This is a genomic window from Pantoea sp. App145 (assembly GCF_047947045.1).
In the GTDB taxonomy this organism is placed as follows: Bacteria; Pseudomonadota; Gammaproteobacteria; order Enterobacterales; family Enterobacteriaceae; genus Pantoea.
Map to the genome: position 1 here is coordinate 71,858 of NZ_CP133290.1, position 20,533 is coordinate 92,390.

Here is a 20,533-nt window from a genome sequence, read left to right on the forward strand (position 1 = left end):
ACGGCTACCTCGGGGACACACTTATGGCCGCCTGGCGGCCCCATGACCACGGGATTTGATGCATGAAAAGAAGAGAAGTCTTACAAACCGCAGCCTCCTCCATTGTTGCTGCGCTCTCGGTGAGTGCATTTTCCAGCTATGCCGCAAAAAATGGCCAGCCAGCATTGAAGGCGGTCGACCCTTCCAGCGTACCGCAGGGAGATGTCCCGATTCTCACGCCGGAAAATGTTTACACCATGCCGCCGCAATTCTGGCAGAACTTTGAGGGCAAATTGTGGATTGGTAAGGCCGGTAGCGATGCCAGCAAAGCGGGTAACCAAATCCCGGTTTATCTGCGTGATGCCAGCGGCAAAATATCGCAAATCAGTCAGCCGATTGCGTTGAATAAGGGCAATTTTGCGCAATTTATCCACGATAATGCGGCGTTAATCGCTGATCCTGCTCACTCGATGGCCGTTGAAGACAACAGCGGCAATACGTTGTTTTCCATTGATGACGTCAGTCGTCCCAATCAAAGCAACTTCAGTCAGCGCCTGGCGCAACCCAATGGTTACCAGCTGATCGGGGAAATCCCCTCGGTAGAGGAATTGCGTAAAACCCGTCCGCTGTTTGCCGGTGCCAAAATCAAGCTGAAAAGCTGGCATGAAGGTCTGGAAGTGGGCGGTGGCGAATTTGTCGGTGCCTTTGGTGATGGCAAAGACGATAGCGGCGTGATGTTCAGCGGTAACGGTTTTACCTGGCGTCGCGTGGTGGAAGATTTCAACCGTCTGACGCTGTTCGATTTCGGCGCGATCGCTGACGGCAAAACCGATGCCGCACCTGCCATCAAGGCGATGTATCAATGGTCGCAGGATGCTAATCAGCCGATTTGCGTGCAGTTCCCGGCGGGGACGTTCTTTGTTTCCGGTTGTGATTTCGGTGACCAGCAACAGCGCTTCTTCCGTATTTCTGGTGCGATGGTGAACTTTGGCTATTTCCCGGCCACTACGCTGGTTTCGGATGGGCGTTCCGAATTCCTGTTTCAGGTAAATGCCCGCTGGACCGAAATTTCTAACCTGATTTTTAACGGTAACAGCGACAAGCGTCCGAATAAGCAGGGGTTATTCCGTAATACCTGCCCGGGAGGCCAGTTCTTCCGTGGGGCTTGTTTGCGCTTTAACCAGGTGGGCGGTGTTTCGTTAAGTTTGCTGGATACGCTGGATTGCAAAATCGACCAGTGGTACGCCAACGGCTGTACAGGCGATGTGATTAAAGCCAGCTGGTCCGGGCAGAAAGCGGGTAACTGGGATCACAGCACCGCCATTGAACTTTCCAACTTCAATGCCCAGCACTGTAAAGGCGGGATGGTGCTGAATCTGCCACGTTGCAGCCAGTCGATCATTCATAACGGCTGGATTGAGCACACCGAAAATCCCGGCGATATCTCCAATGGCCAATGGATCATTGATGCACTGAGCCTGGAAGATTGTAAGAACCCGCTGATTGCCCGTAACTCACGGCTGAATATGCGCCAGACCAATCTGCAGGCCGGTAGCTGGATCGATAACTCGCTGGAGGGCGAGCGCTGGCTGAATATCTGGGAGATGGGTTCGACGCGCGTTGAATCCTATGGCGTCGCCATCGACGGCAGCCTGAATTACAACTACATCACTTCACGTTTTCGCCTGTCGAACAACACCAATCAGGAAACCTGGTTTGAGCTGGGGAATTTTTATTCACCTGCCGTGGGTGATAGCTGGGAAATTGAGGTGTTTGGTCAGGCGCAATTCAGTAATGGGACGGACAACCAACCGCTGATGAACCCGATCGACGGCAAAGGCACCGGTGGCCGGGCGGTTATCCACTTGCAGCGCAAGAAAAGCAAGGCGGAAGCCAGCTGGTCTGCGGAAGGCAGTTCACCGCTGGTGGATGTGCGCTATGAACCGCGTACTGACACGGACACCAAAGTGTTCGTCAAACTGGCCGGCTGGACACCCGCCACTGTTGTGCTGATCAAAAGTACCGCGAAGGATCGCTTCCTCGCCGGTCGCTGTGCGCGCGTCGATGCCACCATGACGCAGGGAACGCCTGCCAGCGGTAGTCAGCAGGCACCGCAGCGTTTCAGTCTGCACAACGGTAAAGCCGGTATTGGCGGCAATGAGCAGGGCGATCTGTTGATGGCCTCACGCATGCTGAAACCGGAGCAGGTTGATACCCGTGAACCCAAAGGTTTTATCTCGGTGGTGATTAATGGCGAGCCCTGTGCACTGCCGTATTTCGCTCTGAAATCGTAATACGTTCATCAGCAAACCGGCCGCAAACAGGAGTGCGGCCGGATTAAATGGAGCAGTTTTTTTCAGGCGTTCGCCTCTCTTGCAGTCCTTTTTACACAGAGTTCACTTTTGCCAGGCCAGGAAAATGGCGGCTTGTAGAAAATTACAAAAATTTATCTGGAGTTTTTATGAAGATTTTATTGGTGGGTAACCATACCTGTGGAAATCGTGGGGATGGCGCGATTTTACGCGGGCTGATTGATTCACTTCAGTCCGCGCGTGGTGATCTGGATATCGACGTCATCAGCCGTTATCCAACCAGCTCTGGGTACTTACTGCAACAGGAAATCCTGCAGGATTCTCTGTTCCTGCACAATAACAAATCAGCTAAAGGGTTAGTGGGAAGCGTAAAGCGTAAAGTGGCTAACCGTTTGATGCCGGATATTATGATGGCGCATCTGGGAAAGGGGGGATTATATAAATCATTCTCTGTGCCGCCGCATCTGGCCGAATTCACCAAAAGCCTTGAACCTTATGATGCCATTATCCAGGTCGGGGGATCTTTCTTCGTCGATCTGTATGGCGTGACCCAGTTTGACCATGCGCTGTGTGCGCTCATGGCGAAAAAGCCGCTGTATATGATTGGGCATTCCGTCGGACCTTTTGAAAACCCGCGCGTCAATGCACTGGCGAACTTCGTGTTCGACCGCGTTGATAGCCTGGTGCTGCGTGAAGAGGTCAGCTATGAGCGGCTGAAGCAGGATGGCGTCACCACCAGCAAAGTTAAGAAAGGTGTCGATACCGCGTTTCTGGTGCAGGCGCGTGAGGTAGAAAATCCCAGCCATAACCTGTTGCACTGGAAAGAGATTATCAGCTCACGCAAAACTATCGCGATTACCGTGCGTGAGCTGGCCCCGTTCGATAAACGTCTCGGCGTTACGCAAAAAGAATACGAAGCGGCGTTTGGTCGGGTGATCAATGCGATGATCGCCGACGGCTATCAGGTGGTGGCCTTCTCAACCTGCACCGGTATCGATAGCTATGCCAAAGATGACCGCATGGTGGCGCTGACGCTGCGTGACAGCGTTGATCATCCGGAGCATTACCATGTGATCATGGACGAATTCAACGACCTCGAACTCGGCATTTTGTTAAGCCACTGCCATCTGACGATCGGCACCCGCCTGCATTCCGCCATTATTTCCATGAATTTCGGCACACCTGCCGTTGCTATCAACTATGAACACAAGTCACTGGGTGTGATGAACCAGCTTGGCCTGCCGCAAATGGCAACCGATGTGCAGAGCCTGATGGATGGCTCGCTCATCGATAAAGTGCAGACTGTGCTGGCTGACTACGACAATGTGAAGCAGAAAGTTGATGCAGCGGTGGCGCAGGAGCGTGAGATTGGCAACCGAATCACTGAAGAAATTCTCAACGTCTTAGGGTGAAGTGATGAAGCTGACCTTTTTCACCATGCGTTTTCCGGTTGCCTCTGAGACCTTTGTCCTCAATCAGGTAACGCATTTCATTGATGCCGGTTATGACGTGGAGGTGATCTCCGTGTTTCCGGGCGACTTGATTAATCGCCATGCCGCGTTTGATGACTACAATCTGGCAGCAAAAACCCACTATCTGCTGCCGGAAGAGAAGGTATCGAACCTCGATAAGCTCACCCAACGCATCGGACTGATGCTGCCGAAAATTGGCAAACCTTCACTGCTTAAATCCCTCAACGTGCGCCGTTATGGCGCACAATCCAGCAAACTGCTGTTGCCCGCGATCGTGGCCAATGCCAGGCAAACCTTCACCGCTGACGTATTTCTGGTGCACTTTGGCTACGCAGGTGCGCTGGCGAATAAGCTGCGCGAGCTTGGCGTGCTGCGGGGTAAACAGGCCACGGTCTTCCACGGCGCGGACATCTCTCGTCGTCATATTCTGGAAGAACATAAACAGGACTATCTCAATCTGTTCCGCCAGAGTGAGCTGATGCTGCCCATCAGCCATTTGTGGGAAAACAAGTTGATTGAGATGGGTTGCCCGGCAGAGAAGATACACGTCACGCGGATGGGCATTGAGCCGGAGAAATTTAATTTCCAGCCGCGTGAAACTTTCCATACGCCGCTACGCATTGTTTCAGTCGCACGCCTCACTGAAAAGAAAGGTCTGGATGTGGCGGTGAAAGCCAGTGAAATCCTGCGCAATGAAGGTGGGCAGTTCCAGTTCACCATCATTGGTAATGGTGAGCAGGACGGCATGATGCGCGAACATATTGCGCGCGCCGGTCTGGAAGATTATGTCAGCATGCCGGGCTTTAAGCCTCAGGAGGAGATTCGTCAGGCACTAAGTGAAGCCGATATCTTCTTGCTGCCTTCCAAAACTGCAGCGGACGGCGATATGGAAGGGATTCCGGTGGCGCTGATGGAAGCGATGGCAGTAGGGCTGCCGGTGGTTTCCACCTTCCACAGCGGCATTCCTGAACTGATTCAGAACAACGTGAGTGGCTGGCTGGTTTCAGAAAATGACCCCGGGGAGCTGGCGCAAACCTTATTGCGTCTGTCGCGTGGGGATGTAGATATCGCACCCGTCGTTGCTGCCGCACGGCACAAAGTGGAAACCGAGTTCAATCAGCATATCGCCTATGGCGAGCTGGCAAAAATTCTGGAGCGCATGGTGTGAGTGGATTAAAGTCACAAGCCGTCTGGCTATTTGGCAGCACCTGCTTCGCCGCAGTGTTGCAGGTATTACAACTCAGCGTACTGGCACGCAGGCTGGAAGCGCATGAGCTGGGTTTACTGGCGATTATCAACGCCATTCTGGCGGTGGCCGGGGTACTACAGGACATGGGGATGAGCAGCTACATCGTGCATCGTCAGAACATTACCCGGCGTGAGCAAAGCACTATTTATTGGGTGAACGTTTCGCTCAGCTTCTGTACCGGCTTGATTATGTTGATGATTGCCTGGCCGGTGGCATGGTTTTATCACCTGCCGGAGTTGACCGGGCTGATTATGCTGACCAGCCTCAACTTCCTGGTTCTCGGGCATCTTTCACAGTATCAGGCGCACTTTGTCAAAACCAAACGCATGGTGCTGCTGGCGAAGATTGAGATGGTGACCAAGCTGTTTGCCTTTCTTTGCACCGTGGCAATGTTGTATTTCACATCGCTGACCGTTGCGGCGGCTATCCTCGGTCTGTTTATTAATGCCTTCACGCGCATTCTGTGCATGATTTACTTTGGCGAGAAATCCTGGCGTCCAACCTGGGAATTCGATCGGGCAACGTTTATCGCCGCCGTGCGTTACGGTATCTATCAGCTGGGGTCGCAGACCATTAACCAGCTACGCACGCAGGCAGATGCCCTGATCGTCGGGAAAGTAATGGGTGCCGATATGCTGGGGATCTACTCGCTGGCGAAAGAGCTGATCCTGCAACCGCTGAAGCTGGTCTCGCCGGTGATCAACCGCCTGGCGCTACCGCGTTTTGCTGAGAAGCAGCACGATCCGGAACAGCTGAAGAAGCTGTTCCTGAAAGGCACGCTCGTCATCATGCTGTTCAGCAGTACCATGTATCTGGCGATTGGTATTCTGTCCCCGGTGATTGTGCGTCTGCTGTATGGTGCATCTCATGAGCAGGTCTACCATCTGATCCCACTGATGCTGTTGTTTGGCATGTTGCGTCCGATGGGCGGGCTGACCGGGGCGATTTCCCAGGCGAACGGGCGTACCAACGTTGAGTTCTACTGGAATGTCGTTGCCAGCCTGGTGGTGCTGGTGGTGCTGGCGACCACGCTGATCTGGCCTAACGTCATCTACGTGGCGCTGACACTGTCGATTTCACAGGTGTTGATCTCCGCTTTTGCCCATCCTTTCTTTATCAAACCCGTTATCGGCATTCGCTTTATGCCTTATGCGCGCCAGTGGGTTTCGGTCTCGGTGGTGTTTGTCGGCCTGATGTTGCTGGTAAACCACTTTAACCTGTTTGTGATGCCAGAATGGTTTGCAGGCTGGTTGTAACCTTTGACAACCTAAGGTCGCGGCGTAATTAAGTGCGCCGCGACGACATGATCAGTCTGAAAATGGCTGGTCTTATCAATTCTGACTTTCTCCTGGCTCCCTCACTGTTTTACAGTGGGTTAGCGATTCTAATTACCCGCCAATTGGCGTCACGGTTGGGGCCGAAAAAAGCGTTTTTTCATGTTATGACAGAGAGTTAGTGCCGGTTTTTCAGATAAAGATTATACTTGCTGTTCCGGCCGATCCTGCATAATCGACCCCACGTATTCACTTCATGAAATGGAATAAATATGACCAAGCTTAAAGCTGTAATCCCGGTTGCGGGTCTCGGTATGCATATGCTCCCTGCGACAAAAGCGATTCCAAAAGAAATGCTGCCTGTCGTTGATAAACCGATGATCCAATATATCGTTGATGAGTGCGTGGCTGCAGGCATCAAGGAGATTGTGCTGGTCACCCATGCTTCCAAAAATGCGGTGGAAAACCACTTCGATACCACTTACGAGCTGGAAGCCCTGCTGGAAGCTCGTGTGAAACGTCAGCTGCTGAGCGAAGTGCAATCAATTTGCCCACCGGGCGTGACGATCATGAACGTCCGTCAGGCCAATCCGCTGGGCCTCGGCCACTCGGTGTTGTGCGCGCGTCCGATGATTGGCGACAATCCCTTCGTGGTGGTATTGCCGGATGTGCTGCTGGATGACTCGACAGCCGACCATCTGCGTTATAACCTGGCGGCCATGGTAGCGCGTTTTGAGGAAACCGGACGCAGCCAGGTACTGGCTAAACATATGCCGGGAGCTGACCTCTCTGAATACTCGGTGATCACCACTGAACAACCGCTGGATAACCCTGGCGATGTCGGCACTATCACCAACTTTGTTGAGAAGCCGGAAGAAGTCAACACACTGGATTCGGATCTGGCCGCGGTAGGGCGTTATGTCCTTTCTGCTGATATCTGGGCGGAACTGGAGCGCACTGAGCCGGGTGCCTGGGGCCGTATTCAGCTGACCGATGCTATCGCTGCGCTGGGCAAGAAAAAACCGGTTGATGCCACCCTGCTGACGGGTACCAGCTTCGACTGTGGCCGTAAACTGGGTTACATGCAGGCATTCGTCTCCTACGGTCTGCGTAATAACAGCCAGGGCCGTGATTTCCGCGCCGCCATTCAGAAAATCCTGGCAAAATAAGCTTTTCTCATCGTGTGCCGCGCCATTGCGCGGCTGAAAGGAGTAAACATGGCTATTTTGGTAACGGGTGGAGCAGGGTACATCGGCTCTCACACGGTGCTGGCGCTGCTTCAGCGCGGTGACGACGTTGTGGTGCTGGATAACCTCTGTAATGCTTCGCGCGAAGCTGTTGATCGCGTTGAAAAGCTGGCGGGTAAAAAGGCAGTATTTGTTGAAGGTGACGTCCGTGACCGCGCCTGCCTGCGTGATCTGTTCGCTGCAAATGATATTTCAGCGGTTATCCACTTTGCGGCACTGAAAGCGGTAGGTGAATCCACCCGTATGCCGCTTGAATACTACGACAACAACGTCTCCGGTACGGTGGTGTTGCTGGAAGAGATGCGCAGTGCAGGTGTGTGGAACTTTATCTTCAGTTCCTCTGCCACCGTATATGGCGCTGATGCCCCGGTTCCTTATGTGGAAACCACGCCGATTGGCGGTACCACCAGTCCGTATGGCACTTCCAAGCTGATGATTGAGCTGGTCATGCGTGACTTCGCCAAAGCGGATAGCAACTTTAATGCGATTGCTTTGCGTTACTTCAACCCGGTGGGCGCGCATGAGTCGGGTGAAATCGGTGAAGATCCTGCTGGTATCCCGAACAATTTGTTGCCGTATATTGCTCAGGTGGCGATTGGCCGTCTGGACAAACTGGGTGTGTTTGGCGATGACTACGATACGCCAGACGGCACCTGCCAGCGTGATTACATCCACGTGGTCGACCTGGCTGAAGGTCATCTCAAAGCGCTGGATCATCTGCCGAAGGTCACCGGTTATAAAGCCTACAATCTGGGTGGCGGCAAAGGTTTCTCGGTGCTGGAAATGATTAAGGCCTTCGAGAAGGCTTCCGGAAAACAGATCCCGTTTGAATTTAAACCGCGTCGTGATGGTGATTTGCCTGCGTTCTGGGCCGATGCATCGCTGGCGAACACCGAGCTGGACTGGCGTGTGACGCGTGGCATCGATGAGATGATGCGTGATACCTGGAACTGGCAGTCAAAAAACCCGAATGGGTTTAAGTAATCTCTTCCCCGGCGGGTTTACAACCCGCCAATCTCTTCCATCCCTCTCATATAATCAGGCTTACGCCTGTTTCATCAAAATCTGATTGAGTTGATTCTGTGACTCAGTAACCATCTTCCGCGCTACACAGCGGTCAATATTTGCACTAACTCCCCGATGAGAAATGCAATTTATTCGTCATTGATCTTAGTGAGTGATAGAATTAATAACTGTTTAAAGATAATCCCCCTTTATTAATTACCTTGATAAACGAGTGATTATTCAGAAAGATAGCTGCAAATAAGTTTGATATGCCGCTTCTGCAATTTGATGCCGTCTCAGCTATGTGGGAGCTGTAACCCAGGGGCGGTAGCGTGCCTGTTAGACAGGCATTTTCCATTTCATTTTGGTGTAAGTCTTACTGAGTAAGTCGGGATAAACGAGACGTTATGAAAATCTTAATTACGGGTGGTGCAGGGTTTATCGGATCAGCGGTGGTTCGCCACATTATCAACAATACCAATGATGAAGTGATTAATGTTGATAAACTGACCTATGCTGGCAATCTCGAATCTCTTGACGCAGTCAGCCAAAGCGCACGCTATAACTTTAGAAAAGTTGATATTTGTGATGGTGCTGGGTTGCAGGAAGTTTTTAATGAATTTAAACCCGATGCGGTAATGCATCTGGCTGCTGAGAGCCACGTCGACCGTTCAATTACTGGCCCTGCTGAATTTGTCCAGACTAATGTTGTGGGTACCTACGCATTGCTGGAAGCGAGCCGTCAATACTGGTCTTCGCTGCCTGCCGAAAAGAAAGACGCATTCCGTTTTCATCATATTTCTACCGATGAAGTTTATGGCGATCTTCCGCACCCGGATGAAATGGCCGGCGACTTACCGCTTTTTACTGAAACCACCCCTTATGCACCAAGCAGCCCCTATTCATCGACTAAAGCGGCCAGCGATCATTTAGTTCGCGCCTGGGGACGTACCTACGGCCTGCCTGTGATTGTCACCAACTGTTCCAACAACTATGGTCCTTACCATTTCCCGGAAAAACTTATTCCGTTGATTATCAGCAATGCGCTGGAAGGGAAGCCGTTGCCGATTTACGGTAAAGGTGACCAGATCCGCGACTGGCTCTATGTTGAAGATCATGCCCGCGCGCTTTATACCGTGGTGACTAAAGCTGCTACCGGCACCACCTATAACATCGGCGGGCATAACGAAAAGAAAAACCTTGATGTGGTATTGAAGGTTTGTGAATTGCTGGATGAACTGCGCCCGAAAGCTGCGTCTTATGCAGAGCAGATTATTTATGTCCAGGATCGTCCGGGTCATGATCGTCGTTATGCCATTGATGCTGAGAAGATCAAGAAAGAGCTGGGATGGTCACCTCAGGAAACGTTTGAAAGCGGATTAAGGAAAACCGTTGAATGGTACCTGGATAACCAGACATGGGTTGAGCATGTGAAAAGTGGTGCCTATCAGAACTGGCTAAAAGAAAACTATGAGAATCGCAAATAATGAATATTTTGTTATTTGGCAGAAACGGCCAGGTCGGCTGGGAACTGCAGCGTGCGCTCGCACCATTAGGTAAGGTAGTGGTACTGGATCGTCACTCTCTGGACTATTGTGGTGATTTCGAAAACCCAGTGGGTATTGCCGATAGTATCCTGAAGCTCAAACCTGATGTCATTGTTAACGCGACGGCTTATACCGCCGTGGATAAAGCTGAGAGCGAAGTTGATAAAGCCCGGCTGATCAACGCTACCAGCGTCAAAGCGATGGCAGCAGCGGCGAAAGAAATTAACGCCTTAGTGGTTCACTACTCAACGGATTATGTCTTTGATGGCAGCGGTACCAGACCGTGGAAGGAAACGGACGCCACGGCACCGCTAAATACCTACGGACTGACCAAGCTTGAAGGTGAAGACGCGATTATCAGCGTCGCTGAAAAATATCTTATCTTCCGCACCAGTTGGGTCTATGCCGCGAAAGGAAATAACTTCGCGAAAACCATGATCCGCCTTGCTCAGGAACGCGAGTCATTATCGGTAATTGATGATCAGTACGGAGCGCCAACAGGTGCCGAATTAATTGCAGATTGCACGGCTCATGCGATTCGTATGACAGTCGCGCAACCTGAAAAGTCTGGAATTTATAACCTTATTGCCTCAGGTGTTACGACCTGGCATGCCTATGCTGAAACGGTTATTGAACATGTCAGGAAAAAAGGTTTGCCGCTGAAAGTTGCAACCGTAAATAAAGTTGAAACCTCGGCCTTTCCAACACCCGCTAAGCGACCATCTAACTCCCGCCTCAGTACAGATAAGTTCACTGCCACATTTGAACTTAATTTGCCGGATTGGCAGTTCGGGGTGATTCGTATGCTGGATGAATTATATAACTGAATGTTGTGACATCAGATTAACAAATTGAAGGGTAAACGTTGTGAAAAGTAAAAAAGGAATAATTCTCGCGGGTGGATCAGGAACACGCCTTTATCCTGTAACAATGGCGGTCAGTAAGCAGTTATTGCCTATCTATGACAAACCTATGATCTATTATCCGTTGAGCACCCTGATGTTAGCGGGGATTCGGGATATTTTGATCATCAGTACACCGCAGGATACTCCGCGTTTTGAAAGCCTGCTGGGCGATGGTTCCCAGTGGGGATTAAACCTGCAATATAAAGTTCAGGAAAGTCCGGACGGACTCGCTCAGGCATTCATCCTTGGTGAAGAGTTTGTGGGCGATGATAACTGTGCTTTGATTCTTGGCGACAATATTTTTTACGGCCACGATCTTTATAAGCAGTTGGAAGAGGCATCGAATAAAGAGCAGGGTGCAACCGTTTTTGCCTATCACGTTCATGATCCAGAGCGCTATGGCGTTGTTGAGTTCGATAAAACAGGAAAAGCTATTTCACTGGTTGAGAAGCCCAAAGAGCCAAAAAGTAATTATGCTGTGACCGGCCTGTATTTTTACGACAACAGCGTGGTTGAAATGGCTAAAAATCTCAAGCCCTCTCCGCGTGGCGAGCTGGAAATCACCGATATCAACAATCTCTATCTGGAGAAAGGTGAGCTTTCCGTTTCAATTATGGGACGCGGCCACGCCTGGCTCGATACCGGAACTCATGAAAGCCTGATTGAAGCAAATAACTTCATTCAAACCATCGAAACACGCCAGGGCTTGAAGGTTGCCTGTCCGGAAGAGATTGCGTATCGCATGGGCTTTATTGACCGGGAAAGTTTGAAATCTCTGGCCGAACCTATGATGAAGAACAAATATGGCCAATATCTGATGGCGCTGTATGAAGGTAAGTTAGTATGAAGATTATCGACACGAAAATTGCGGATGTAAAAATTATTGAGCCGAAAGTATTTGGCGATGAGCGTGGCTTTTTCCTGGAAACCTTTCAGAAAGAACGTTACCTGTCAGCTCTGAATATTGAGGGTGATTTTGTTCAGGATAACCATTCGCGGTCCTCTAAAGGTGTTTTGCGCGGATTACATTTCCAGCGTGAAAATCCGCAGGGAAAACTGGTGAGAGTGGTAAGAGGCGAAGTATTTGATGTAGCAGTTGATATTCGCCCTGAATCACCTACCTTTAAGCAGTGGGTTGGTGTGTATCTCTCTGAAGAGAATAAAACACAATTCTGGATTCCACCGGGCCTGGCGCATGGTTTTGTGGTGATCTCTGACTTCGCTGACTTTGAATATAAATGTACGAACTATTATGACCCAGGCAGTGAAGGTTGCTTACTGTGGAACGATCCGGAAATCGGAATTGAGTGGCCGATGGAATCACCACTTCTTTCAGAAAAAGATAAGTGTGGAAAATTACTTTCTGAGCTGCTGTGAGTAATAAGAAAAAAGTCCGGGCAAGGTTTTCTTTGCTGAGCTTTTTTCAATACATCAGTGAACGAGTAAAGCTTCCTTTTGATTAACAGACGTCTGGTACTGATAGTAATGGATTTATAATGGACCCGCATTCTATAAAATCTTCATCGATGTTCGCACTACTGAAAAGTGTATGCGCGAATCGCAATCTGATATTTCAGATGACTAAACGAGAAATAACAGGCAGATATCGAGGTTCTGTTATGGGGTTGCTTTGGTCTTTCATTAACCCCATATTAATGTTGACAGTTTATACATTCGTTTTCTCGGTAGTATTCAAGGCTCGATGGGGAACGGGTACTGCTGGAGAGTCAAAAACAGATTTTGCTGTTATACTTTTTGTTGGGTTGATTGTTCATACACTGTTTGCTGAAACATTAATGCGTGCCCCAACATTAATCATAGGGAACGTGAACTATGTTAAGAAAGTAGTCTTCCCGCTGGAGACACTTTCAATTACCAGTTTGGCCGGTGTTGTTTTTCACTCTTTAATCAGTCTACTGGTGTTACTCATCGCGTTCGTGATTTTTAACGGCTTCATTCACTGGACAGTGGTATTTATTCCGTTAGTTTTTTTTCCATTGATTATCGTTGCACTCGGGTTTTCCTGGTTTCTTTCTTCACTTGGCGTATTTATTCGAGATGTTGGACAAACTATTGCTATTATCACTATGATATTGATGTTCCTCTCGCCAATATTTTATCCGGTCAGCGCACTACCAAAAGAATTTCAAGCAGTTATTATGCTCAATCCACTGACGTTCATTATTGAACAGGCAAGAAATGTATTGATTTGGGGCAAAATTCCAGATTTTCAGGGTTTGGCAATTTATTCGATTGGTGCGATTTTCTTGATGTGGATTTGTTTTATCTGGTTCCAGAAAACTCGAAAAGGCTTTGCAGATGTCCTTTAATGAAAATGCGATTGAGATTCATGGCGTAAGTAAATGCTTTCAGGTTTATGAAAACCCAGCACGCCGGCTGAAACAATTTATTTTCCCGCGTATCGACAGGGCTTTTGGTAAGGAAGCCCGGGTTTATCACGACGATTTTTGGGCACTACGTGATATCTCTTTTGTTCTGCCAAAAGGGCAAACTATGGGGATTGTAGGGCGCAATGGTTCAGGAAAATCTACACTGCTACAAATTATTGCGGGAACGTTAAGCCCTTCAAGCGGAACGGTCAATGTGAATGGGCGAGTCGCGGCGCTTCTTGAATTGGGCGCGGGTTTTAATAGTGATTTCACCGGTAGAGAAAACGTTTATCTAAATGCCTCCTTACTGGGACTGACCAGGGAGGAAACGGAAAATAAATTAGATGATATTCTCTCCTTTGCTGATATTGGACGTTTTATCGATTCTCCGGTGCGTTCCTATTCGAGTGGTATGCTGGTGCGTCTGGCCTTTGCAGTACAGGCCCAGATCGATCCGGAAATCCTTATTGTCGATGAAGCCCTTGCAGTTGGGGATGCAAAATTCCAGGCTAAATGTTTTGCGCGCCTGAAAAAATTAAAACAAAACGGGACATCTATTTTATTCGTCTCTCATGCTACTGAGCAGATAGTCACGCATTGTGATAGTGCGGTATTACTTGATAGCGGCATTGCCCAGGCGGTCGGAAAACCTAAAGATATCGTTAACCAATATCTCGATATTCTTTTTGGTAAGAAAAACGGCGGTAATGATGAGAGACAAAAAGTTGATGAGCAGATAGAAGAAGCTGCTAAAGGCGAGCGCGATCGACTGACAAGAGAAATAAATAATAAGTCAGAAGAAAGTGAATTCAACGCATTGTTGAATGGTGCTTACCATGAACGAGCGAATTATAACCCTACCGAGTACCGCTGGGGTGACAAAGCAGCAGAAATTATCGATTTCTATCTTGAACAGAATGACATAGCTTACCCAACCGTCCTGGATCCGGCTAAAGAATGTATTTTAGCTTTAAAAGTCCGATTTAATCATACCGTTTTTCGTCCTATTTTTGGCTTTGCGGTTAAAACCAAAGAAGGTGTAACGATTTATAATACCAATTCGGAGTGGCAATCGGTGCCAGTTCTTGATGAAGGTGTGGCCGACAGTGAGATTATTGTTTCTTTAAAAATGCATAATCAATTGTCTGAGGGTGACTATTTCATTTCTGTAGGTATTGCCAGCAGTAACACTGCTGGAGAAATCATTCCCCACGATCGTCGTTATGATTCTATACATATTACAGCAGGACCTGTCAAAAGATTTACAGGATTAGTTGATCTGAATGCGAGAATTAACTTTGAAAAATGATATCAACGAAGTATTAAAGCAATTTGGATTTCGCCAAAAGGACGATAGCGGTGTATGGTTTCCAGAGAAAATGGCAGAATTCGGCTACAATGACGGCGACGAAGCAGAAAATTACATATTAAATGTAGTGTCTAATGCTTTAGATTTAAGTGTCACCTCTGATGAACTTGCGGAAAAAATGATTGATTGGCCATCGACGTATCATTTAAGTCCGCGTCGTGCCAATCTATTACGTCCATTTAGTCATTTATTCCATGGCAAGAGAGTGCTTGAAATTGGGTGTGGCTGTGGCGCAATTAGCCGCTTTCTTGGGGAATCAGGTGCTCAGGTAGTATCCGTTGAAGGCAGCTTCAGACGTGCAAGCATCGCCAGAGCCCGTTGTCGAGATCTGGATAATGTGGAAATTATTTGTAATCCAGCCGATAAATTGCCTGACCTGGGTGAGTTTGACTTTGTTTTACTGATTGGTGTGCTTGAGTACTCACGCGTTTTTGTTGGCGTTAACGGTGAAGATAAGTTACTGGCTGAGTGTTATAGCCGCCTGAGTGATGAAGGTAAACTCTTTGTTGCGATTGAGAATAAACTTGGTATCAAGTATTTTTCTGGTGCACATGAAGATCATGTAAACCAGCCGATGTTTGGTATTAATAATTCTTACACTGACAAAAGTGTGGTAACTTTTGGTCGCCAGGAGTTAATTGCGAAGCTGTGTACAGCCGGATTCATCAATACCCAGGAATTCCTGCCACTTCCCGACTATAAACTTCCAACTTCTATTGTGACGCCAGTTGGCTGGCGTGACTATTCTCCTGAACTCTGTCAGCTTGCTGTTGAAAGTATTCATAAAGATCAACAATTATCTTTTGAGCATGTTTTTTCGGCAGAGCAGGGGACTCGCAACGTCTGGAATAATAAACTGGCTGTGGACCTTGCTAATTCATTTTTAATGATCTCGGCTAAAAATGAACAGGAAACACTTTTAGAAGATGTTGCTGCCATCCATTATTCTGATGTTCGCTTAGCTGAATTTAGTAAAACCATCGAATTTATTCGACATGATGATGGAGCATTGCGGGTACATACGCGTAAAAAAGATGCTGCTGAAGTAGTGCCAGGTGATGAAGACGCAACAAGTATCACTGATTTTTACCAAGGTAATTCATTATGGTTTGAATTAACACATTTATTGAATCGACCAAATTGGGAACTCTCTCAGGTTTCAGCGTGGGCGCAGGAATGGATAAAACAACTACTAAACATTGCGGAACTACCCGTCACTTTTGATAAAGACATCATATTGCCTGATTCTTATCAGGATGCATTGCCATTCAACGTCATCTCACCAAAATCCGGTGAATATCACTTTTTTGATCTTGAGTGGACCAGCAACATGCCAACGCTTGGCTATATTGCCTTCCGTGGTATTTTCCATTCGCTGTTGCGTATTACATCATTAAGCCATAGTGATCTTTGCCCTACCGTCAATATTTCCGAGCTGACTTATATTATTATAAATGATATGGGCTTTAGCGTTGATAAGACAGTTTATGACACTTATCTTCATAAGGAAGCTGAATTTCTTGGGCATGTACAGCATGATGATGAAAGTCGAATTTACGAAACACTTAAGTCATTGAATTTAGTAGTTCGTGCTAAGAAATTAATTAATATCAATTTACTTGAAGCGGCTCAGGCTGAAGCGGCCAGTGCGATTAACCAACTGAATGCGGTATTGGCCAGATCAGAAGATTACTCCGGTGAATTAGCACTGGATATTTATAACAAAAATCGTCAAATCGCCACGCTCAGTGAAACCATTACAGAGCTGGAAAATGCTAAAAATGAATTAGAAAGAGTTAATCAATCCTATGCTGCAGAACATACCCATCAGCAACGCTTGCTGGGGCAATATCATGCCGATATGCAGCAAATACTCAATTCATTTAGTTGGAGGCTGACGTCTCCTTTACGTGTGATTGGACGCCGTTTACCTGTCCGCTTTCGTGCGCCGGTAAAGCGAGTCTTTATGTATGCTTTTAGATTGCTACAGCCTTTGAAGGTTAAAGTTGGTTTAGCGTTCAACAGTTTCAAACAGCATAGTGCACGTAATGGAGCGCTTAGCACCTTGAAGGTGAGTGCGAGGCGTCTGGCGCGCGCAAGCTACTATCGTTTGCCGCTCAAATATCGCCATAAAGCGCTGACTATTGCGATGAAGCTGTACCCGCGTGGATTTACACATCATCCTGAATATAATGCTGTCACAGGGCAAACGGCTGGCTCATTTGCTACCTACGCACATCCCGCATTTATCAACCACAACGGCAAATCTGGATATAGCCTGGCAGTAACGCCAGATGAATACATCTATATCCCGGCGAAGAAGCCATTCTATTATGATGATATCGTTGCTGGATTATCTCTGAAACCTAAGTTTTCGATAATCGTTCCAATCTACAATACCCCACTGGAACTTTTTGAACTGATGGTATCGTCGGTCAGGGAGCAATGGTATGGCAACTGGGAGTTGATTCTGGCTAACGATGCCAGTCCACGTCCTGAAATTGTTCCGGTGCTTAAAAAAGCCGCTGAATCTGACGAAAGAATTAAAGTCGTTCATTTGAGAGAAAATCAGGGTATTGCTGGAGCCACTAACGCTGCTATAGATAACGCTACCGGAGATTATATTGTTTTTCTTGATCATGACGATGAACTGACTCATGACTGTTTGTTTGAGCTGGTGAAATGCATTAATGGGGAAGATCCAGACTTCATCTATAGCGATGAAGATAAATTAACGCCAGACGGAAATTATACTCAGCCGCATTTCAAACCTGATTGGTCGCCAGAAACCATGATGAGTACGATGTATACATGTCATGTTTCCTGTGTAAGGACGGCACTGGCGAAGCAACTGGGTGGTTTGCGGTCTGAGTTTGATGGTTGCCAGGATTGGGATTTCGTATTACGCGTTTCGGAAATGACCGATAAAATCAGTCATATTGCGAAGGTGTTATATCACTGGCGCATTATACCTGCATCTATTGCCTCTGATATTACTGCGAAGCCTTACGTCCTTGCAGCTTCAAAAGCCGTACGTGAACAGGCCCTTGAACGCCGTCAGCTACAAGGGGTAGTTGAAGAATTACCCGGCTATCACGGCTATTTCAGGGTAAATTATAAGCCTGTTAATAACCCGTTGGTTTCAATTATTATTCCGACGCGCGACAATGTTAATGTTCTGGCTCGCTGTGTGGAGTCATTGACAGAAAAAACACGTTACAAAAATTATGAAATAATCATTGTTGATAATGGTTCTGTTGATGAGAGAACGCTTGAGTTATTAACCAGACTGAATGAACAGGAGAAAATCACTGTCTTACGACATGATATTCCGTTCAATTTCTCTGAGCTGAATAACTTTGGTGTTTCTAATGCGGCTGGCGACATTCTGCTATTCCTGAATGACGATACTGAGATTCTTCATGAAGATTGGCTGGAACGTATGGCCGGTTATGCGCAACTGGAACACGTTGGTGCTGTTGGTGCGAAGCTACTCTATCCTGATGGCAAGAGTATCCAACACGCTGGCGTATTGAATCTGCAAAATGGCCCAAGCCATGCTTTCCTGCATCAGAATAAAGATTATCCAGGTTATTTTCTGCGTAATCAGATCGAATATAATTGGTTGATTGTGACTGGTGCCTGCCTGATGGTGGAGCGGAAGAAATTCGAAGCAATTTCTGGCTTTGATGAATCATTTCCGATTGCATACAACGATGTCGATCTTTGCATGTCACTGAGTTCAAAAGGCTATTATAATGTGATGTGCCAGGGCGTTAACTTAATTCATCATGAATCAATATCACGTGGTGTTGATCACATGGATGAGCAAAAAGCCTTACGCCTCAAAGGTGAACTGAATCGGTTAAATATCAAACACCCTGAATTCTATCAATTCGACCCCTATTTTAATCGCAATCTTTCGCCTAATGGTTATAATTTTGAGATCATGAAATAATGGAAATATATAACATGATAACATCAAATAAGTCTCTGGGAGAGCAGGACCTTTACACACTGAGATTTCTCGCAAAAAATGCGAAGGTAATCTCTTTTGATTTTTTTGACACGCTCTTCTTAAGACCCTTTGATGACCCTGAGGATACATTTGATATTATTGGTATTAAATATAATTTTGCCAATTTCCGTAAGCTACGCCGCAAAGCCCAGACTGAAGCATTTCGCGAAATGACTAAGGAAGGTCGTAAAGAGATTAATCTTAAAAATATTTATAATAACTTTCCTGAAGTCGGCCATCTTCGTCTGGAATTAGAAGAGGCTGAATATTCTCTCGAGCTGGACCTGGTAGAGCCCAACCCGGTTATTATGAGTTTCTTCAATGAAATGATCGCTGCGGGTAAAAAGGTGATCATTACCTCCGATATGTATTTTGATGCCGGTTTTTTCAGCGAAGCCTTAGAGAAATACAATATCAAACAGGTACCTCTCTATATTTCAGCCGATCAGAATGCGACCAAACGTGATAGTGGGGAGATCTTTGAGAACATAATCCGCGAACTGTCTGTTAAACCCGATGAAATATTGCACATCGGTGATAATCAAACCGCTGATGTTATTCGACCGGGTGAGAAAGGTATCCTAACCTGGCATTATAATCCCGAGCATTTAGCCAATAAGCGTAGGGGGCAATCCCTAATTGGTTCAATCGTGAGTGGGTTACATCGCACCCGCTCTGAGGATATTATTCCTGTCGGAACTTTCAGTGAGTTGGGCTATAAGTTCCAGGCTCCTGCGACATGGGGTTTTTTGAAGTGGATAAAATTACAGTGCATTACCGATGGTATCACTAAGTTACTCTTTGTCTCGCGTGATGGTTATTCGCTTGAACTGCTTGCGAAGGAGTACTTTAAAGATAAATTGCCATCTTTTGACTATTTCATGGGTTCAAGAATCGCTTTCAACCTGGCACTGATAACTGAGCAAAATTTTATCAGTCACATCCCTTTTCTTATGTCAGGTTCTGACGGGCTTTCCCCGGGAGAATTATTAGAAAGAATTGGTGTTGAACCTCCGAATGATGAGGTGATGCAATCAATAGGAATTCCTGCCAGCACGATTATTGCCCCAGATAATTATGAGTTGGTGAGTAAGTTCCTCACAGCTTACCGTACAGAGATACTCAAAGTCTGTCAGCTAAATCGCCGTGGTTTGTTCATGTACCTACGTGAGTTAGGTATTAAACCGGGCGATAAAATTGGTATGGTCGATGTTGGTTGGAGTGGAACAACACAGGAAGCCTTCGAACAGATCGTTAAGAGCTTCATGGATGTTGAAGTTGTGGGGTATTACTTTTGCCTGGCAAATACCCCCGAGAAAAGACGTCGTGAAAGCAAACATGTTATGAAAGCGTTGGTCAACACCGAGTCTGTCAGCCCACAGATTGTTGATAAAATTTATGAAAATCGGATGGCGGTCGAGTTATTCTTCTCCGCTCCCCATGAAACCATCATTGGCTATAATCCACTCAGAAATCGTGTAATTGCGGTTGCGGACGTTGGTCGCGCCAAAGCGAAGAATCACAATGAGATCATTTCAAGCCTTAATCATGGATTGGCCTCTTTTACACAAGATTATCTGTCCTTCTCTAAGAAGATCAACGTGCGGTTTTCACCACTGCAATTAGCCCAACCGATGATTGATTTGGTCACAAATGACAACTGGCGCAATGATCCTCTTTTTGGACAAATCGAGAATTTCGATTCATGGGCCAGTTCACGCAATCAAACCATGAAATTCGCAGATTACTTTAAAAAGCCGTGAAAA

At 47.2% G+C, this 20,533-nt stretch carries 14 protein-coding genes; all 14 read left to right on the forward strand.

Going from position 1 to position 20,533, the window contains the following annotated elements; all coding sequences use genetic code 11:
- The first annotated feature begins 62 nt into the window (after positions 1 to 62).
- Positions 63 to 2,273 (forward strand): phage tailspike protein, encoded by a 2,211-nt coding sequence (locus RCF31_RS00290; RefSeq protein WP_416412096.1) that lies wholly within the window; start codon positions 63 to 65, stop codon positions 2,271 to 2,273.
- A gap of 167 nt (positions 2,274 to 2,440) precedes the next feature.
- Complete coding sequence (gene wcaK, locus RCF31_RS00295) at positions 2,441 to 3,703, forward strand: colanic acid biosynthesis pyruvyl transferase WcaK (protein WP_416412097.1); 1,263 nt, start codon at positions 2,441 to 2,443, stop codon at positions 3,701 to 3,703.
- A gap of 4 nt (positions 3,704 to 3,707) precedes the next feature.
- Positions 3,708 to 4,931, forward strand: a complete 1,224-nt coding sequence (locus RCF31_RS00300; protein ID WP_416412098.1) for a glycosyltransferase — start codon at positions 3,708 to 3,710, stop codon at positions 4,929 to 4,931.
- On the forward strand, positions 4,928 to 6,268 hold the full coding sequence (locus RCF31_RS00305; RefSeq protein WP_416412099.1) for an MOP flippase family protein: 1,341 nt from the start codon (positions 4,928 to 4,930) through the stop codon (positions 6,266 to 6,268). Before RCF31_RS00300 ends, RCF31_RS00305 begins: the two co-directional genes overlap by 4 nt.
- A 290-nt stretch (positions 6,269 to 6,558) precedes the next feature.
- On the forward strand, positions 6,559 to 7,455 hold the full coding sequence (gene galF, locus RCF31_RS00310) for a UTP--glucose-1-phosphate uridylyltransferase GalF (RefSeq protein WP_084875994.1): 897 nt from the start codon (positions 6,559 to 6,561) through the stop codon (positions 7,453 to 7,455).
- A gap of 48 nt (positions 7,456 to 7,503) precedes the next feature.
- Positions 7,504 to 8,517 carry a UDP-glucose 4-epimerase GalE gene (gene galE / locus RCF31_RS00315; protein WP_084875993.1) on the forward strand — a complete coding sequence of 338 codons (1,014 nt, stop codon included), beginning with the start codon at positions 7,504 to 7,506 and terminating at the stop codon, positions 8,515 to 8,517.
- Between the two features lie 428 nt (positions 8,518 to 8,945).
- Positions 8,946 to 10,025 carry a dTDP-glucose 4,6-dehydratase gene (gene rfbB, locus RCF31_RS00320; protein WP_416412100.1) on the forward strand — a complete coding sequence of 360 codons (1,080 nt, stop codon included), beginning with the start codon at positions 8,946 to 8,948 and terminating at the stop codon, positions 10,023 to 10,025.
- Positions 10,025 to 10,912: a dTDP-4-dehydrorhamnose reductase gene (gene rfbD, locus RCF31_RS00325; RefSeq protein WP_299445608.1), complete on the forward strand. Its 888-nt coding sequence runs from the start codon at positions 10,025 to 10,027 to the stop codon at positions 10,910 to 10,912. Before rfbB ends, rfbD begins: the two co-directional genes overlap by 1 nt.
- Before the next feature lie 40 nt (positions 10,913 to 10,952).
- Positions 10,953 to 11,837 carry a glucose-1-phosphate thymidylyltransferase RfbA gene (gene rfbA, locus RCF31_RS00330; RefSeq protein WP_299445610.1) on the forward strand — a complete coding sequence of 295 codons (885 nt, stop codon included), beginning with the start codon at positions 10,953 to 10,955 and terminating at the stop codon, positions 11,835 to 11,837.
- Positions 11,834 to 12,367 carry a dTDP-4-dehydrorhamnose 3,5-epimerase gene (rfbC, locus tag RCF31_RS00335; protein ID WP_416412101.1) on the forward strand — a complete coding sequence of 178 codons (534 nt, stop codon included), beginning with the start codon at positions 11,834 to 11,836 and terminating at the stop codon, positions 12,365 to 12,367. Before rfbA ends, rfbC begins: the two co-directional genes overlap by 4 nt.
- A gap of 116 nt (positions 12,368 to 12,483) precedes the next feature.
- Complete coding sequence (locus RCF31_RS00340) at positions 12,484 to 13,320, forward strand: ABC transporter permease (protein WP_416413188.1); 837 nt, start codon at positions 12,484 to 12,486, stop codon at positions 13,318 to 13,320.
- Positions 13,310 to 14,689, forward strand: a complete 1,380-nt coding sequence (locus RCF31_RS00345; protein WP_416412102.1) for an ABC transporter ATP-binding protein — start codon at positions 13,310 to 13,312, stop codon at positions 14,687 to 14,689. The genes RCF31_RS00340 and RCF31_RS00345 overlap by 11 nt, the downstream gene beginning before the upstream one ends.
- Positions 14,664 to 18,707, forward strand: coding sequence for a glycosyltransferase (locus RCF31_RS00350; RefSeq protein ID WP_416412103.1), 4,044 nt, complete (start codon positions 14,664 to 14,666; stop codon positions 18,705 to 18,707). The genes RCF31_RS00345 and RCF31_RS00350 overlap by 26 nt, the downstream gene beginning before the upstream one ends.
- A gap of 14 nt (positions 18,708 to 18,721) precedes the next feature.
- A complete protein-coding gene (locus RCF31_RS00355) occupies positions 18,722 to 20,530 on the forward strand; it encodes an HAD family hydrolase (RefSeq protein ID WP_416412104.1) in 1,809 nt (602 codons plus the stop codon).
- Positions 20,531 to 20,533: the final 3 nt, after the last annotated feature.

Bases quoted from the DNA above. Each gene is read 5' to 3' on its own strand.
- rfbD (WP_299445608.1), top strand. From the start codon at position 10,025: ATGAATATTTTGTTATTTGGCAGAAACGGCCAGGTCGGCTGGGAACTG.
- galF (WP_084875994.1), top strand. From the start codon at position 6,559: ATGACCAAGCTTAAAGCTGTAATCCCGGTTGCGGGTCTCGGTATGCAT.
- RCF31_RS00345 (WP_416412102.1), top strand. From the start codon at position 13,310: ATGTCCTTTAATGAAAATGCGATTGAGATTCATGGCGTAAGTAAATGC.
- RCF31_RS00355 (WP_416412104.1), top strand. From the start codon at position 18,722: ATGATAACATCAAATAAGTCTCTGGGAGAGCAGGACCTTTACACACTG.
- RCF31_RS00350 (WP_416412103.1), top strand. From the start codon at position 14,664: ATGCGAGAATTAACTTTGAAAAATGATATCAACGAAGTATTAAAGCAA.
- galE (WP_084875993.1), top strand. From the start codon at position 7,504: ATGGCTATTTTGGTAACGGGTGGAGCAGGGTACATCGGCTCTCACACG.
- rfbB (WP_416412100.1), top strand. From the start codon at position 8,946: ATGAAAATCTTAATTACGGGTGGTGCAGGGTTTATCGGATCAGCGGTG.
- rfbC (WP_416412101.1), top strand. From the start codon at position 11,834: ATGAAGATTATCGACACGAAAATTGCGGATGTAAAAATTATTGAGCCG.
- RCF31_RS00300 (WP_416412098.1), top strand. From the start codon at position 3,708: ATGAAGCTGACCTTTTTCACCATGCGTTTTCCGGTTGCCTCTGAGACC.
- wcaK (WP_416412097.1), top strand. From the start codon at position 2,441: ATGAAGATTTTATTGGTGGGTAACCATACCTGTGGAAATCGTGGGGAT.
- RCF31_RS00290 (WP_416412096.1), top strand. From the start codon at position 63: ATGAAAAGAAGAGAAGTCTTACAAACCGCAGCCTCCTCCATTGTTGCT.